This is a genomic window from Branchiibius hedensis, from assembly GCF_900108585.1.
Classification (GTDB): Bacteria; Actinomycetota; Actinomycetes; order Actinomycetales; family Dermatophilaceae; genus Branchiibius; species Branchiibius hedensis.
Map to the genome: position 1 here is coordinate 3,416,932 of NZ_UESZ01000001.1, position 13,994 is coordinate 3,430,925.

The 13,994-nt window shown below is 67.2% G+C and carries 18 protein-coding genes; 9 read left to right on the forward strand and 9 right to left on the reverse strand.

Going from position 1 to position 13,994, the window contains the following annotated elements; all coding sequences use genetic code 11:
* Positions 1–9 precede the first annotated feature (9 nt).
* Positions 10–705 (forward strand): GAP family protein, encoded by a 696-nt coding sequence (locus DR843_RS16565; protein WP_109687584.1) that lies wholly within the window; start codon positions 10–12, stop codon positions 703–705.
* Positions 706–708: 3 nt separating this feature from the next.
* Here the strand turns inward: DR843_RS16565 and DR843_RS16570 are convergent, their stop codons facing one another.
* Together DR843_RS16570 and DR843_RS16575 are read right to left on the reverse strand one after the other, a co-directional pair.
* On the reverse strand, positions 709–1,335 hold the full coding sequence (locus DR843_RS16570) for a DUF1345 domain-containing protein (RefSeq protein WP_109687586.1): 627 nt from the start codon (positions 1,333–1,335) through the stop codon (positions 709–711).
* A gap of 3 nt (positions 1,336–1,338) precedes the next feature.
* A complete protein-coding gene (locus tag DR843_RS16575; protein WP_109687588.1) occupies positions 1,339–1,647 on the reverse strand; it encodes a rhodanese-like domain-containing protein in 309 nt (102 codons plus the stop codon).
* Between the two features lie 185 nt (positions 1,648–1,832).
* Here DR843_RS16575 and DR843_RS16580 point away from each other — a divergent pair, with 185 nt between their 5' ends.
* Complete coding sequence (locus DR843_RS16580) at positions 1,833–2,432, forward strand: DUF1269 domain-containing protein (RefSeq protein WP_245934168.1); 600 nt, start codon at positions 1,833–1,835, stop codon at positions 2,430–2,432.
* Positions 2,433–2,523: 91 nt separating this feature from the next.
* Positions 2,524–3,003: a YbaK/EbsC family protein gene (locus DR843_RS16585; RefSeq protein ID WP_109689104.1), complete on the forward strand. Its 480-nt coding sequence runs from the start codon at positions 2,524–2,526 to the stop codon at positions 3,001–3,003.
* Here DR843_RS16585 and DR843_RS16590 read toward each other — a convergent pair.
* On the reverse strand, positions 3,000–3,629 hold the full coding sequence (locus DR843_RS16590) for a response regulator (RefSeq protein WP_109689106.1): 630 nt from the start codon (positions 3,627–3,629) through the stop codon (positions 3,000–3,002). The two genes, DR843_RS16585 and DR843_RS16590, sit on opposite strands and share 4 nt — an antisense overlap.
* A complete protein-coding gene (locus DR843_RS16595) occupies positions 3,626–4,789 on the reverse strand; it encodes a sensor histidine kinase (RefSeq protein WP_109687590.1) in 1,164 nt (387 codons plus the stop codon). The genes DR843_RS16590 and DR843_RS16595 overlap by 4 nt, the downstream gene beginning before the upstream one ends.
* 126 nt (positions 4,790–4,915) lie before the next feature.
* Between DR843_RS16595 and DR843_RS16600 the strand changes: the two genes are divergently transcribed.
* Positions 4,916–5,812 (forward strand): ABC transporter ATP-binding protein, encoded by an 897-nt coding sequence (locus DR843_RS16600; protein WP_109687592.1) that lies wholly within the window; start codon positions 4,916–4,918, stop codon positions 5,810–5,812.
* Positions 5,809–6,600, forward strand: a complete 792-nt coding sequence (locus DR843_RS16605; protein ID WP_109687593.1) for an ABC transporter permease — start codon at positions 5,809–5,811, stop codon at positions 6,598–6,600. The genes DR843_RS16600 and DR843_RS16605 overlap by 4 nt, the downstream gene beginning before the upstream one ends.
* Positions 6,601–6,603: 3 nt before the next feature.
* Here the strand turns inward: DR843_RS16605 and DR843_RS16610 are convergent, their stop codons facing one another.
* Together DR843_RS16610 and DR843_RS16615 are read right to left on the reverse strand one after the other, a co-directional pair.
* Positions 6,604–7,986 carry a CapA family protein gene (locus tag DR843_RS16610; protein ID WP_109687595.1) on the reverse strand — a complete coding sequence of 461 codons (1,383 nt, stop codon included), beginning with the start codon at positions 7,984–7,986 and terminating at the stop codon, positions 6,604–6,606.
* On the reverse strand, positions 7,983–8,582 hold the full coding sequence (locus DR843_RS16615; RefSeq protein WP_109687597.1) for a TetR/AcrR family transcriptional regulator: 600 nt from the start codon (positions 8,580–8,582) through the stop codon (positions 7,983–7,985). Before DR843_RS16615 ends, DR843_RS16610 begins: the two co-directional genes overlap by 4 nt.
* A gap of 73 nt (positions 8,583–8,655) precedes the next feature.
* Here DR843_RS16615 and pdxY point away from each other — a divergent pair, with 73 nt between their 5' ends.
* A complete protein-coding gene (gene pdxY / locus DR843_RS16620; protein WP_109687598.1) occupies positions 8,656–9,504 on the forward strand; it encodes a pyridoxal kinase PdxY in 849 nt (282 codons plus the stop codon).
* Between the two features lie 3 nt (positions 9,505–9,507).
* On the opposite strand, the gene ppk2 is transcribed toward pdxY, so the two are convergent.
* Positions 9,508–10,416 (reverse strand): polyphosphate kinase 2, encoded by a 909-nt coding sequence (ppk2, locus tag DR843_RS16625; RefSeq protein WP_245934169.1) that lies wholly within the window; start codon positions 10,414–10,416, stop codon positions 9,508–9,510.
* Positions 10,417–10,648: 232 nt separating this feature from the next.
* Between ppk2 and DR843_RS16630 the strand changes: the two genes are divergently transcribed.
* Both DR843_RS16630 and DR843_RS20170 read left to right on the forward strand, forming a co-directional pair.
* Positions 10,649–11,497, forward strand: a complete 849-nt coding sequence (locus DR843_RS16630) for a phage tail tip lysozyme (protein WP_109687599.1) — start codon at positions 10,649–10,651, stop codon at positions 11,495–11,497.
* 19 nt (positions 11,498–11,516) lie between these two features.
* On the forward strand, positions 11,517–12,356 hold the full coding sequence (locus tag DR843_RS20170) for a CHAP domain-containing protein (protein WP_211310273.1): 840 nt from the start codon (positions 11,517–11,519) through the stop codon (positions 12,354–12,356).
* An 87-nt stretch (positions 12,357–12,443) separates the two neighbouring features.
* Here the strand turns inward: DR843_RS20170 and DR843_RS16640 are convergent, their stop codons facing one another.
* Complete coding sequence (locus DR843_RS16640) at positions 12,444–13,193, reverse strand: VC0807 family protein (RefSeq protein WP_109687601.1); 750 nt, start codon at positions 13,191–13,193, stop codon at positions 12,444–12,446.
* A gap of 47 nt (positions 13,194–13,240) precedes the next feature.
* Between DR843_RS16640 and DR843_RS16645 the strand changes: the two genes are divergently transcribed.
* Positions 13,241–13,606 carry a hypothetical protein gene (locus tag DR843_RS16645; protein WP_109687603.1) on the forward strand — a complete coding sequence of 122 codons (366 nt, stop codon included), beginning with the start codon at positions 13,241–13,243 and terminating at the stop codon, positions 13,604–13,606.
* Here DR843_RS16645 and DR843_RS16650 read toward each other — a convergent pair.
* On the reverse strand, positions 13,603–13,992 hold the full coding sequence (locus DR843_RS16650) for a type II toxin-antitoxin system death-on-curing family toxin (protein ID WP_109687605.1): 390 nt from the start codon (positions 13,990–13,992) through the stop codon (positions 13,603–13,605). The genes DR843_RS16645 and DR843_RS16650 overlap by 4 nt on opposite strands.
* Between the last annotated feature and the right edge of the window lie 2 nt (positions 13,993–13,994).

Here is a 13,994-nt window from a genome sequence, read left to right on the forward strand (position 1 = left end):
GGGTGCACGATGACGATGAACGACCTGGGCGTCCTCGCGGCGCTCGCTCTCGCGGACTCGATGAGCGTTGGCACCCTGCTGATTCCGTTGTGGTTCCTCACGGCCCCAGGGGTTCTCCGAGGTCGCGCCCTGGCGACGTATCTCGCGACCGTCGCGACGGCGTACCTGGTGATCGGCGTCGTCCTGGTGTCCGGTGGCCGTGCGGTCCTCGATCGAGCCGGTGGGCTCATCTCGAGCACGCCCGTCCTTCTGGGTCAACTCGCGCTCGGTGTGGGGCTTTTCGCCTTCGGGGTCGGAGCCAGTTCCACGCCCAGGGGCAGTTCCGGGCGATTGCGCGAATGGCGTGATCGGGTCACCGGCGAGGGTGCGAGGAACTCTCTGATGGGGCTGGCCATCGCTGCGGTCGTGATCGAAGTCGCCACGATGCTGCCCTACCTGATCGGAACCGGGCTGATTGCCCGGAAGGCATCGAACCTGTTGGTCGCGGTCGCCCTGGTCGCGGCGTACTGCTTGGTCATGATTCTGCCAGCTGCGCTGGCCACCCTCGCCAGACTGGCCGCGCACCGGCAGATTGCTCCAGCGTTGCAACGGCTCGACCAGTGGCTCACCCGCAGCGCCCGGGAGACCACGTTGTGGATCGCTGCACTCGCCGGGTTGTTCCTCGCCGGCAGCGCGGCGGGTGAGCTGGGCTGGATCGGTCGCTGACCCCTATAGCCCCGCGATCAGGTTGATCAGCGCCGCCAGGATCATCGCGCCGAACACATACGCCAGCAGGCTCTGCGCCAACGCTGACTTGCGCATCTGCGTCGACGCCAGATCGGTGTCGGAGATCGCGTAACTCATGCCCACCGCGAACCCGGTGTAGAAGAAGTCGGAGTACTGCGGGTCCTGGGTCTGGTGGTAGTCGATCCCGCCCTTGGGCTCGGTGTAATAGATCCGCGCGTAGCGCAGCGCATACAGCACGTGGATCATCGCCCACGACGACAACGCGGCGAGGACGGCGACCACGATGCTGGCGATCCGGTCCTCCTGGTTACCCGAGGCCATCACGGCGATCACCCCGGCCAGACTCAGCACCGCGGCGGCCAGCGCCACCGTGTGCGTGAGCCGCCGCGAGGGCTCCTCCCGGGTCGAGCGGGCGTTGGTCTGCGCGGGGTCCAGCGGCCACAGCGTCCAGATCATCGACACCACGAACGTCAGCGCCAGAGCCGCCCAACCCGCAAGGACCGAGGCCACCAACCGCCCGGTCGTCGCCGCGAAGATCGCGCCGACAATGACCCCCAGGACGGCCCCGACCGCCAGATGCGCCGCTGACGGCGACTCCTTCGGAAGCACTGGTCAGATGATCGTCGCGCCGTCGCGGTCCAGCTGCTTACCGGCCGACTCCCACGCGCTCATCCCGCCTTCGACGTTGACCACGTCGAAGCCCTGCTGCTCCAGCCACGCCACCGCCTGGGCCGAACGACCGCCCCGGCGGCAGACCACCGGCAACTCATCGACCTCCGGCAACTCGTCGATCCGCGTGGGTAGCTCCGACAACGGGATGTGTACGGCGTTCGGCGCGTGTCCGGCGTCCCATTCGTCCTGCTCGCGCACATCGAGGATGACCGCATCGTCGGGAACCTGGCTCACAGTGATATCCGTCATGCCCACATTGTCCCCTGTCCGGGGATCCGCTGTCCCACCTGCGTCAACGGGTTCCGGACTGCCGTCACCTCACCCCTAGGGAGGGGTCGGCATCGGTAGCGTCGCACGTGGTCGGGGCAACCACGATCTTTGCTTCCGGGAGCCCCGCGAAGAGCCAGATTGCCTATGCGACAAAGGAGTTCGTGATGACCAAAAACATCGTGCTGATCAGCTGGGACGATTCCAGCAAGGCCTACGAGGCGTTCAGCAAGTTCAAGGATCTCGACGCGGGGACGATCCGCATCAACAGCTCTGCCGTTGTCGAGCGTGGGACCGACGGTCAACTGAAGGTCACCGACGGTCAGGACAACGTGATCGGGATCGGCACCCTGGGCGGCAGCACCATCGGCCTGCTGCTCGGCGTCCTCGGCGGTCCGCTCGGGGTGCTCCTGGGTGGCGCCACCGGTGGCCTGATCGGGTCGCTGGCGGACCTGGACCGGGGCGAGGCTTCCGACAGCGTGGTGTCCTCCGCTGGTCGGGCCATTCCGGCCGGTCGCACCGCGATCGTCGCCGAGGTCGAAGAGACCTCCAATGACACCCTCGATGAGTTTGCGTCCCAGAACGGCGCCACCGTGCTGCGCCGCTCCGAGGAGGACGTGCTGGACGAGATCGCCGACGCCGACGAGGCTGCTGACGCCGCGGCTGCTGCCGCCGAGGAGAAGTTGCACGAGGCCCACAAGGCCGAGCGCAAGGCCAAGCGTGACGAGAAGATCGCCAACCTGAAGGCCAAATTGCGCCACGACTGACCTCGGTTGGATCACAACCCGACGTGGCCCACGAGAGCTGATCTCGTGGGCCATGCGGCGTCTGTGGCCGGGCCCGCACTACGGTGACGGCATGTCGCTCGACACCGTCCGTGCCTACTTCGCCGCGCTGGGTCGCGAGGGTGAACTGCTCGTGACGCCCGGTTCCAGCCACACGGTCGCCGACGCCGCGGCCGCGTTTGGTGTCGAACCGGCCCGGATCGCCAAAACGCTTGCCTACAAAGGCGAGACCGACGACAGCTGCGAACTCATCGTGCTGGCCGGCGACGCCCGCAGCGACAACGCGCTGTTCAAGAGCCGCTTCGGCCGCAAGGCCAGCATGCTCAAACCAGAGGTCGTCCTGACGTTGACCGGCCACCCGGTCGGCGGCGTCTGTCCGTTCGCGAATCCACCGGGCGCAACGGTATGGCTGGACACCTCGCTGCAACGCTTCGAGACCGTGTTCCCCGCGGCCGGCAGCCCGGATTCCGCCGTCGAACTCACCCTGCCCGACCTCGAGCGACTGTCGCACGCTGCCGGCTGGGTGACCGTCAGCAAACTGCCGGAGAACTAGCCCCGGACCGCCAACGCGATCTGCACCCGGTTGTCGACCCCGAGTTTGGTCAGGATCCGGCCGACGTGCGCCTTGACCGTGGCCAGCGACATGTAGAGCTCAGCGGCGATCTCCGCGTTCGACAGCCCGCGCGCAATGGCCTCGGCCACCTCCCGCTCCCGCTCGGACAACTCGCCCAGCGCCGGATTCGAGGCACCCGAACCGCTGACCGAGGCGACCAGCGCCGCGGTGACCTGTGGTGACAGCGTGGAGGCACCGGCCGCTACCGAACGCACCGCCTCCACCAGGCGCGCCGGTGGGGTGTCCTTGAGCAGGAATCCGGCAGCGCCGATCTGCAGAGCCCGCACCACCATGTCGTCGGTGTCGAAGGTGGTCAGCACGATCACCCGCGGCGGCGGCTGCCGACGCAACAATTCCTGGGTTGCGGTCAACCCGTCCATGCGGGGCATCCGGATGTCCATCAGCACGACGTCCGGGTCCAGCGCAGCAACGACCTCCAGCGCCTCCTGCCCGTCAGCGGCTTCACCGACGACCTGCAGCGACGGGTCGCCCCCGAGGATCATGCCCAGCGCCGTACGCACCATCGGGTCGTCGTCGACGAGCACGATGCGCACGGGCGAGATCACGTCGACCACGGTAACCACACGGCCAACCGGAAGTCGCCCCGCTCAGGCCCGTGGCTGACCGTTCCCCCGACCCGGCTGACGCGTTCGCTGACCCCGAGCAACCCCATCCCCGCGCCCGGAAGCTGAGAACCGTTGCGGGACAGAGGAAGTGGGTTGGCCACCACAATGCTGACGCCGTCCTCGGGGGCGCCGTCGACCAAGACCTGGACCGCCGTGTCGGGGGCGTGTTTGCGTGCGTTGGTCAGGCCCTCCTGGACCACGCGGTACGCCGTGCGGGAGATGGTCGCCGGCGGCTCGCCGGTGACCCGCTGCTCCAACTCGATGCGTACGCCGGCCGCCTGGCTCTCGGCGACCAGCGATGGGATGTCTCCGATCAGGGGTTGCGGTCCCTCAGGTGCATCCAGACCGGACGCCGGGTCGCGCAACACGCCCAGTACGTCGCGCAACTCCTGCAACGCCTGGTGGGCGTTCTCCTCGATGGTGCGGGCCGCCGTACTGCGCTCTGTCTCCGTCAGATCCGGTCGGTAGGCCAGCGCGCCGGCGTGCATGGCGACCAGTGAGATCCGGTGGGCCAGAACGTCGTGCATCTCCCGCGCGATCCGAGTGCGCTCACCGGCGCGCGCCGCATCCTCGCGCACCGCCTGCTCGCGCTGCGCCGAGGCGACCTGCTCGCGCAGGTTGGCCACCAACTCCCGCCGCTGCCCGACAGCCACACCGACCGCGATCACCACCGCGGTCACGAGGACCCCGATCAGCAGATCGGACCACCACGGCGAGGCGTCCTCGATGCGGTTGTAGAGGCGCCCCGCGACGATCCCGGACAGCACGTTGGCGACACCGACCACGGCGATCTCGCTCCAGCGCCGCCGGGTTGACACCGACCCGAGCGCGTACGACGCGGCGCCGCCCGCGACCGGCGCAACGCACGCCACCGCCGAGGTGATCAGCCCGACCGCGACCGGATAGCGCCGCACCCACCGCAGCGCCCCGATCAAAGACAGGACGCCGATCAACGGATCGCCGACCATCAGCCACAGGTTGACCAGGTCCGACGCCTGCTCCTGCGGGAAGAAGGCCACCCACGACAACGCACCCACGAGCAGGGCGAGCACGAAGCGCCACGCGATACCCCAGGGGGTGCGGGCCGGCAGGGAGGACATGTCCGCCAGGTTAGGGCGCGACCGGCCAGCCGACTGCCTCCAGCGGCTAGCCGTAGACCAAAGTCGGTACGCCGATAGCCACCTGGCCGATGTGGGCTGCCCTTGGGCGCGGGCAGGGTTGAGGCCATGATCGTCACGGAGAACCTCACGAAGCGGTACGGCGCGATGACCGCCGTCGACGACGTGTCGTTCGTGGCCCGCGCGGGAGCCGTCACCGGCTTCCTCGGCCCGAACGGTGCCGGCAAGTCGACCGCGATGCGGATGATGACCGCCCTCACCCCACCCACCAGCGGCCGCGCCCTGGTACTCGGCCGCGAGTACCGCGACATCCCCAACCCGGGGCGGCACGTCGGCGTCATGCTGGACGCGTCCGCGCAGCACGTCGGTCGCACCGGCGGTGAAGTGCTGCGACTGGTGGCGATGCAGTTGGGGCTGGGCAAGGATGCCGTGCCCGCTGCCCTGGCCCGCGTCGGCCTGAGCGCCAAGGAAGCCGACCGGCGGGTGCGCAACTACTCCCTGGGGATGCGCCAGCGACTCGGTCTGGCTGGCGCGTTGCTCGGCGACCCGCAGGTCCTGATCCTGGACGAACCCGCCAACGGCCTTGACCCGCAAGGGATCCACTGGATGCGGACGTTGCTGCGCGACTTCGCCGACCGCGGGGGCACCGTGCTGCTGTCCTCCCACCTCTTGCACGAAGTGGAGATCGTCGCCGATGAGCTGGTGATGATCGGCAACGGACGGATCGTCGCGCAGGGCAGCAAAGCCGAATTGCTCGGCAGCCGCGGCTCGATCGCGCGGTCTTTGGATGCCCCGGCGCTCGCGGGCGCTCTGGTCGCGGCTGGCTTCGAGGCGCGTCCGGACCGGGACGCGGTGCACACAGCCGCCAGCACCGATGAGGTGGGGCGTGCCGCTCTGGCAAGCGGCGTCGTACTCACCGAATTGCGGGCGGCAGGCAGCGACGGACTGGAAGAGATGTTCCTACAACTCACGGCGGACCACGCCCGGGAAGGCGACGCACGATGACGACCGACACACAGACCACCCCGCCCATCACCTCGGGGGAGATGGGCGGGGACCGGACCCCGATGACCCGACTGATCGAGGTCGAACTGCGCAAGATGGTCGACACCCGGGCCGGCCGCTGGATGCTGATCGCGATGGGCGTGCTCGTCATCGTGGTCACCGGCAGCCTGCTGATCTGGGGTCACCCGCAGGAGATGACCTTCAAGGGTTTCCTCGGGCTGAACACCCTGGTGCTGGGCGTGATCATGCCGATCATCGGCGTGATGGCCGGGACCGCCGAATGGACCCAGCGCACCGGGTTGGTCACCTTCACGCTGGAACCGCGCCGCGGCCGGGTGATCGTCGCGAAGGTTGTCGCGGCCATCGTCCTGGGCCTGCTGGTCATTGCCATCGCCATCGCGGCGTCCGCGATCGCGCAGGTCATCGCCGGTGGGGTGCGCGGCGCCGACGGCGGCTGGGACGGCAGCGTCGGTCTGCTGCTGGGGGTGATCGTGGGTCTGCTGATCTTCGTGTTGCAGGGTCTGGCCTTCGGTTTCGCCTTCTTGAACACCCCGCTGGCCATCGTGGCGACCTTCGTGCTGCCGACCATCTGGACCGCTGCGTCCTCGCTGGCCACCTGGTTGGACAAGGCGGCCGTCTGGTTGGACCTGAACCGGGTCACCGGTCCGCTGCTGGACGGCGAGCTGCACGGCTCGGACTGGGCACACCTGGCGACCGGAGCGGCCGTCTGGGTCGGCATTCCGATGGCGATCGGGGTCTGGCGGGTGCTGCACCGCGAGGTGAAGTAGCCCTCAGGTGCCGATGGTGATCCCGTCGATGACGCCCTGCCCCGTCGCCTCGTCGATCTCGATGCGGGTGCCCAGCGGCTCGCTCAACCGGGCGAGCCGCTGCAGGATGCGCACGGCGATATCGCGCGGGGCGACCCGGGGGATGCCCCGCTCCGCGTCTCGACCGTCGTACCGCAACTCGATCGGACGCAGCACGATCTGCTCGACGCAACCATCGGCTCGGTAGCGCACCACCGGGATCACACTCTCGAACCACACGGACTCCCCGAAGACTCCGTTCACCCGCTGCCACTCCAGGAACTCCGCAGGTGTGGTGGTGCGCGGATCCATCCCGGTCCAGGCGGGCGACAGACGCCAGATCCGACGCTCCCACTCGCTGCGAGTGACCACCGGTTGGGCGTTGTCCATGAAACAGAAGTTGCCCAACGAGTAGAACGCCGGCCGGCCGTCGATCCATTCGATGCCCCGCAGTTGATGCGGCCCGTGACCCACCACGACATCCGCACCGTTGGCGACCGCCTGTCTGGCCAGGTCACGCAGGAACGACGGCGCCTGCGTGGCCCAGTTGTTCGGCTCGTGGGCATGCACCGCTGCGACCACGTAGTCCGCGGTCTGTCGGGCCTGCCGGACGTTGAGCAGCACGCCCGCCAGGTCCTGCTCGTCCATCCGGTAGATCGCATCGACCACCTGAGCGGCGCCCTCCGGCAGCGCGGCGTACTGCTGGTCGAAGAGAGTGACGACCTCGAGCAACTGGTCGACCAGCAGCAGGATGTCAGGGCGTAGATGAGCGACCTGGGCATCGCGGATCGAGCGCAACTGCTCGAGTTGCTCCGGGGTCACCAGGGCCACCCGGTTCAGGCCGATCGTGCTCGCACCCGGCCGGCCGGCGACCTGCCCGAGTGGGTCCTCCGCCGGGGTGTCTCCTTCGAACGTCGTCGTGCAGGAGACGAGTGCGGACCGGGCGGCCGGGCCGTCGTGGGTGACCGGAGCCCGGGCCGCGGACAGCGTCGCCCCGGTCCCCGCGACACGCAGACCCGCCGCACGCAGGTGGTCATCAGTGCTGCGTAGCCCTTCGTGTCCCCAGTCGGTGCTGTGGTTGTTGGCCCGCGACAGCAGGTGGAAGCCCAGCCCGGCCAGGTCCGCCGCGACCTCGGGTGGGGAGTTGAGCCAGCCGAACCCGGACTGTGCCGCGGGGTGGCCGGTGAAGGTGTGCAGGTCCACGATGCTGCCCTCGAAGTTGCCCACCACCAGATCCGCCTGCTCGAGGATCTGCAGCAGGTCAGTCGAATCCCGTTGCAGCAGCTGCAGAATCGGCTGCGTGATGATGATGTCGCCCACGAAGGCGGCGGAGTATTCGACCGGGACCTTCGGTGTTTGGCTGCTCATGGCGTGACCATCAGCGGCGGGTGGGCAATGAGGGCCTGGATGGCGGTGCGGTACTGCTGCTCGGGTACGTCGATGCGTTTGATGGACTGCCGGTAGAGCGTCAGCCCGGCCAGCAGATCGAGGACGACGTCCGGGTCGACCAAGGGATCGATCTCACCGCGCGCGATGCCGCGCTCGATGATCTCGACGCCTTGGTCACGGCGTTTGCTGAGCAGCCTGTCCCACAGCAGCGCGAAGACGCCCGGTTCGAAGATGGCCGGCAGGCCCTGCACGACGCCCGCACGGATCAGTCGCGGTTGATTCTGGTAGTCGCGGCTGTAGAGGACGTGATCGATCAGATCGTCCTCGAGGTTGCCGTGGTCCGGCAGCGGCCCGAGGTGTAGAACCGTGGCGGCGGCGGCGGCGACCAACTCGTCCTTGCCGGAGAACCGGCGGTAGATGGCCGGTCGCCCGCAGCCGGCGACCTGTGCGACAGCCTCCATACTCAAAGCGGCATAGCCACCGTCCAGTACCAGCTGGACCGTCGCCGCCAGGATTCGGTCGGTCAGGCCCTCGTCCTGTGGTCGGCCTATCGTGCCGGGTTGCTTGGCCTTCATTTACGTGACGGTATGTATCGGAAATGCGTCTGTCGACCGTTTGTGCGGAACTGCGCGATTAAGCTGACCGGTCGTGAAGGTCCTGTCGATCCAGAGCTCCGTGTCCTACGGGCACGCCGGCAACTCTTCCGCGGTCTTCCCGCTGCAGCGGCTGGGCCACGAGGTGTGGCCGGTCTACACCGTGCACTTCTCCAACCACACCGGGTACGGCCAGTGGCGCGGGCCGGTCTTCAGTCCCGACACCGTGGCCGACGTCGTGCTGGGCATCGAGGAGCGGGGCGTCCTGCCGCAGTGCGACGCGGTGCTGTCGGGGTACATGGGGGATGCCGAGATCGGCGAAGTCATCCTCGATGCTGTCGCGCGCGTCAAAGCCGCGAACCCGGCGGCGGTCTACTGTGCCGACCCGGTCATGGGTGACGTGGGGCGGGGTTTCTTCGTGCGGGAGGGCATCCCGCAGTTCATGCGTGACCGGGTCGTACCCGTTGCCGACATCCTGACCCCTAATCAGTTCGAGTTGGAGTACCTCACCGGTGGGCCCATCGCCACGGTTGATGACCTGCTCAGGGCCGTGGACGACGTACGGGAACGGGGTCCCAAAACGGTGCTGGTCACCTCGGTGCAGACCGACGAGACACCGGCCGACTCGGTGCAGATGGTCCTGGCCACCGATGCGGGCGCGTGGTTGGTGACCACTCCGCTGCTGCCGATGTACGTCTCCGGTGCAGGCGATGCGACGGCCGCGATCTTCTTGGCGCACGTGCTGGGTCAGGACCCGGCCACGGCGCTCGCGGAGACCGCCGACTCGGTCTTCACGATCATGGCGACCACGCACGAAGCGGGTTCTCGGGAGATCGCGCTGATCGCTGCACAGGACGGAATCGCCCATCCCAGTGGGCAATTCGAGGCAGTGCGGCTGCGCTGAGGTCTAGCGACCGGCGCGGTAGCCGCCCTGGAAGCCGGCCTCGCCCTCGTCCAGGATCTGCTTGCCCGAGCCGACGATCAGCGGGTCCGGTGCGCCCACCACCGTCGGGTCCTTGGCCGGGTAGGGCAACCGGGACAGCACGAAGCGCATGGCTTCGATGCGGCCGCGCTTCTTGTCGTTGGACTTCACGACCGTCCAGGGCGCCCACGGGGTGTCGGTGGCGGCGAACATCGCCTCCTTGGCCTCGGTGTACGCGTCCCACTTGTCGAGGCTGGCCAGGTCGGTCGGCGACAACTTCCACTGCTTCAGCGGATCGGTGCGGCGCTTCTCGAAGCGGGTCACCTGCTCCTGTTGGCCCACCGAGAACCAGAACTTCATCAGGCGGGTCCCGGAGTTGACCAGCATCTGCTCGAAGCCGGGCGCGGACCGCATGAACTCGTCGTACTGCGCGTCGGTGCAGTAGCCCATGACCCGTTCGACGCCCGCCCGGTTGTACCAGGAGCGGTCGAAGAAAACGATCTCGCCCGCGGTCGGCAGGTGGGTGACGTAGCGCTGGAAATACCACTGGGACATCTCCCGCTCGGTGGGCTTCTCCAGCGCGACGACGCGCGCACCACGAGGGTTCAGGTGCTCGGTGAACCGCTTGATCGAGCCACCCTTGCCGGCGGCGTCGCGGCCCTCGAAGACCAGGACGACCTTCTCACCGGACTCCTTGACCCAGGCCTGCATCTTCAGCAGCTCGATCTGCATACCCTTCTTCAGCCGCTCGTACTCCCGCCGCGACATCTTCTTGTCGTAGGGGTAGTTGTGCTTCCACGTCTCGGTCTCGTCCACGCCGCCGAGAGGAGTGAGGACCGTGCCCTCTTCGGGTTGAAGTAGGTCCGTCTTCTTGGCGGACTTCGACTTGGCCACGGGGAAACCTCCGGCAGGAACGAATGAGTGGTACGCCGAAAAACTACCGCGTTTGCGTGCTACGCGCCGGGTCGCGCGGGGATCCGCCGGGGTCATGCACGTCACCCCCAGCGTTATGCACGTTGGCGCTCAGACCGGGTCGATCGGCGTACGTCGCTCCTAACGTCTCCAGCGTCAGTCCACCGACCCGGTGGGCCCAGCACGCGGAGGTACGACGATGCGGGAGAACGGGATGAGCACCACACGCAAGGCCCTGGGCGCGGTTGGCGCGTTCAGCGTGATTGCCGCCGGAATGGTGGCCCAGGGAGCGCCGGCGCAGGCTGCTGGTCGCAACGGTGTCTGTGATAGCGGTGAGTTCTGTTACTACTACAACTCCGGTCAGGCGGGGTCGGTGTCGGACTTCACGTCGTCGCTGGCGGACTACGGGGCAACCCAGCCGTCCTGTTATGACTTCAAGGGTGCGGGTGCCGGCAAGGGCAAGTGCCTCAAGAACCAGGCGGCTTCGGCGTGGAACCGCACGTCCAAGACGGTGCGGGTCTACTACAACAGCAACTACGGCGGGAAGTACCTGGACATCAAGGCCGGTGCGAAGGTCAACCTGGGTGCGCTGAAGAACCAGAACGCCTCGCACAAGATCGGTGTCTCCGCGACCAAGTCCAACAAGGAGGTCGCCTTCGACTTCTTCGTGGGCAAGGGACTCACCGCGCGGCAGTCCGCGGGCATCGTCGGCAACCTCGTGGTCGAGTCAGGAGTGGATCCCACGATCAAGCAGATCGGCGGCGGCCCGGGCCGGGGCATCGCGCAGTGGAGTGTTGGCGGCCGGTGGGATCACGACAGCAAAGACAACGTGATCTGGTACGCCGGGCAGAAGGGCACCAGCTCGCTGAGCTTGTCGACACAGCTGAATTTCACCTGGTACGAGCTGAATACGTTCTCGACCTACGGTCTGTCCTCCCTGAAGGGGACCACGACCATCTCCAGCGCCACCACGACGTTCATGAGCAAGTTCGAGCGATGCGGTGCCTGCAACTCCACCGCGCGGGTCAACGCGGCGACCGATGTCTACAACCAGTACCACTGATCGCAACGGAGGAATGATGATGAAAACGACTGCTACCAAACGAGTTCTGGGCGTCCTCGGCGTCGCCGGTGTCGTAGCTGGCGGGATGCTGGCGCAGGGAGCGCCGGCGCAGGCTGCGGGTCGCAACGGTGTCTGTGACAGTGGCGAGTTCTGTTACTACTACAACTCCGGCCAGGCGGGGTCGGTGTCGGACTTCACCGGCTCACTTGCGGACTACGGGACAACCCAGCCGTCCTGTTACGACTTCAAGGGTGCTGGTGCCGGCAAGGGCAAGTGCATCAAGAACCAAGCGGCCTCGGCATGGAACCGCACGTCCAAGACGGTGCGCGTGTATTACAACAGCAACTACGGCGGGAAGTACCTGGACATCAAGGCCGGTGCGAAGGTGAACCTGGGTGCGCTGAAGAACCAGAACGCCTCGCACAAGATCGGCGTCAGCACCGGCGGCGGTTCCTACACACCGAAGGACGACTACCCGTACAAGGGCGCGACCAGCGGCGTCGACCCGTGGAACTTCTACAAGGGCCAGTGCACGAGTTTCGCTGCCTGGACGGTCAATTCGCGCCTCGGGATCAAGTTCAGCAACTCCTACAAGGGCCAGCACTGGGGCAATGCGATCAACTGGGACAACGCGGCCCGGGCCGCCGGGATCCCGGTGAGCGGTACCCCCAAGGCCGGGGACATCGCCGTACGCAACAGCGGTACCTATGGCCACGTTGCGTTCGTCACCAAGGTCAACAGCAACGGGACCGTCGAGGTCGACGAGTACAACTTCGTCCACAAGGACGCCTACGACCACCGCACGGCCTCGGTGGGCAGCGGCACGAACTCGTTCGACGCGTTCATCCACTTCAAGTAGGACGCGCTCGGTCGGTAGGGACCGACGTACCCCGTCGCTGGTGTGCACAGCGGCGGGGTACGCCGCAGCACCGGCCGCTTCGGCGCGCTATTCCAGGAAGGCGGCCTCGGCGGTTGCCGCCTCCGGTGCGTCGATGCGCAGCACGTTGTCGTTGGTCAGGTAGCCCGCTCGCTTGGCCAGGGTGCGTGAGCGCTGGACGAACCAGATCTGCCACGCGACCAGGATCAGGAACGTCACCACGGTGATGGCCGTCGTACTGGCTACTGCTACATCGAGATTCACGGTGTAGATCAGCCAGAGGCGCAGGATGGATTCGAGGATCAGACCGATGCCCCACACGCACGCCATCACGTAGAACCCGATCCGGAAGTTCTGGGACACGGCCCAGCCGCGTTCGAGTTCACCGCGGGCCTGAACGTCCTTGCCGGCCAAGCGTTTGCCGACCATGAAGGTGATCGGGTGTTTGACGGCGGCGGATCCGATCATGACCAGGCCACCGGCGATCGTGGCGGCTGCGCCTTTGGCGAGCATGAACCGGGGGTCGCCGGTGACCAGCGACAACGCCAGGCCGCCGGCGAAAACCACCAGCATGAAGACGGAGAAGCCGTCGAGTTCGCCGTTCTTGCGGATCAGCCAGACCATCCGGATGCCAGCAGCGATCGTGGCGATGAACAGCGACGGGGTCATGCCGATGTGCGCCAGCCGGGCCAGGTAGTAGGCGACCAGCGGGATCGCGACGTCCAGCGCCATCATGGTGCCGAGGCCGCGCATCGCGATGGTGCTGGCATAGCGACCGCCGTCAGCCATCATCTCGTTGACGGTGCGGATGGGGTGCACGTGGCGCTCCTGCGTCGGTGGGGTGTGACCTAGGCCATACTGCCAGGGTGGCGGACTCTGTGGCGGACTACCTGGCGAGCGCTCCCGAGGCAGGTCGGGGGTGGCTGCGTGAGTTCTGGGCGTACGTCGACGCGCACTACCCGACGGTGCCGCTCGTGATGTTCCGGGGAGTGCCGATGTATAAATTCGAGGATTCCTACCTCAAGGGGTACGTGATGTTCACGGCCGCCAAAACCCATTTCGCGACGCACGCCATCGACTTCGACCTGGTGTCGGAGTATCGCGCGCGGATCCCGGGGGCAGCCGGTGGCAAGGGCAACGTGGCGGTGAAGTACCCGAACGTCGCCGCGCAGCCGCTGCTCAAGGAGTTCGTCGACGCGGTGATGGCGCGGCACGAGGTCCCGCGCGTTTAGGGCCTTGAGGAGGGCTCGGTGAGTTCGCGCAGCCGCGCAGCAATGTCGGCAACTCCGCTCAACTCGTCTGTCGCGACGGCGATGACGAGGTCGAACCGTTCGTCCTGCGTGGCGGTCACTCGCCAACCGTTCATCGCGAGGAAGAGCAACGTGGAGATCAGCGCGGTTCGCTTCTTGCCGTCCTGGAAGGCGTGGTTCTTGACCAGCGACTCCAAGAGCGCCGCCGCCTGTTCGTGGGTGTCGGGGTAGGCGGGGTCACCGAAGACCGTGGCCTGCGGGCGGAAGATCGCGGACTCGAGCAGTCCGGCATCGAGGACGACCGGTTCTTGCCCGAGGGCGGCGGTTCCGGCAGCGAGGATGTCGTCCAGTGTGAGGAAGTCGGTCACGA

Bases quoted from the DNA above. Each gene is read 5' to 3' on its own strand.
- DR843_RS16585 (WP_109689104.1), top strand. From the start codon at position 2,524: ATGTCGCTCGACACCGTCCGTGCCTACTTCGCCGCGCTGGGTCGCGAG.
- DR843_RS16610 (WP_109687595.1), bottom strand. From the start codon at position 7,986: ATGAGCAGCCAAACACCGAAGGTCCCGGTCGAATACTCCGCCGCCTTC.
- DR843_RS20170 (WP_211310273.1), top strand. From the start codon at position 11,517: ATGAAAACGACTGCTACCAAACGAGTTCTGGGCGTCCTCGGCGTCGCC.
- DR843_RS16565 (WP_109687584.1), top strand. From the start codon at position 10: ATGACGATGAACGACCTGGGCGTCCTCGCGGCGCTCGCTCTCGCGGAC.
- DR843_RS16575 (WP_109687588.1), bottom strand. From the start codon at position 1,647: ATGACGGATATCACTGTGAGCCAGGTTCCCGACGATGCGGTCATCCTC.
- DR843_RS16605 (WP_109687593.1), top strand. From the start codon at position 5,809: ATGACGACCGACACACAGACCACCCCGCCCATCACCTCGGGGGAGATG.
- DR843_RS16580 (WP_245934168.1), top strand. From the start codon at position 1,833: ATGACCAAAAACATCGTGCTGATCAGCTGGGACGATTCCAGCAAGGCC.
- DR843_RS16630 (WP_109687599.1), top strand. From the start codon at position 10,649: ATGAGCACCACACGCAAGGCCCTGGGCGCGGTTGGCGCGTTCAGCGTG.
- DR843_RS16600 (WP_109687592.1), top strand. From the start codon at position 4,916: ATGATCGTCACGGAGAACCTCACGAAGCGGTACGGCGCGATGACCGCC.
- DR843_RS16615 (WP_109687597.1), bottom strand. From the start codon at position 8,582: ATGAAGGCCAAGCAACCCGGCACGATAGGCCGACCACAGGACGAGGGC.
- DR843_RS16595 (WP_109687590.1), bottom strand. From the start codon at position 4,789: ATGTCCTCCCTGCCGGCCCGCACCCCCTGGGGTATCGCGTGGCGCTTC.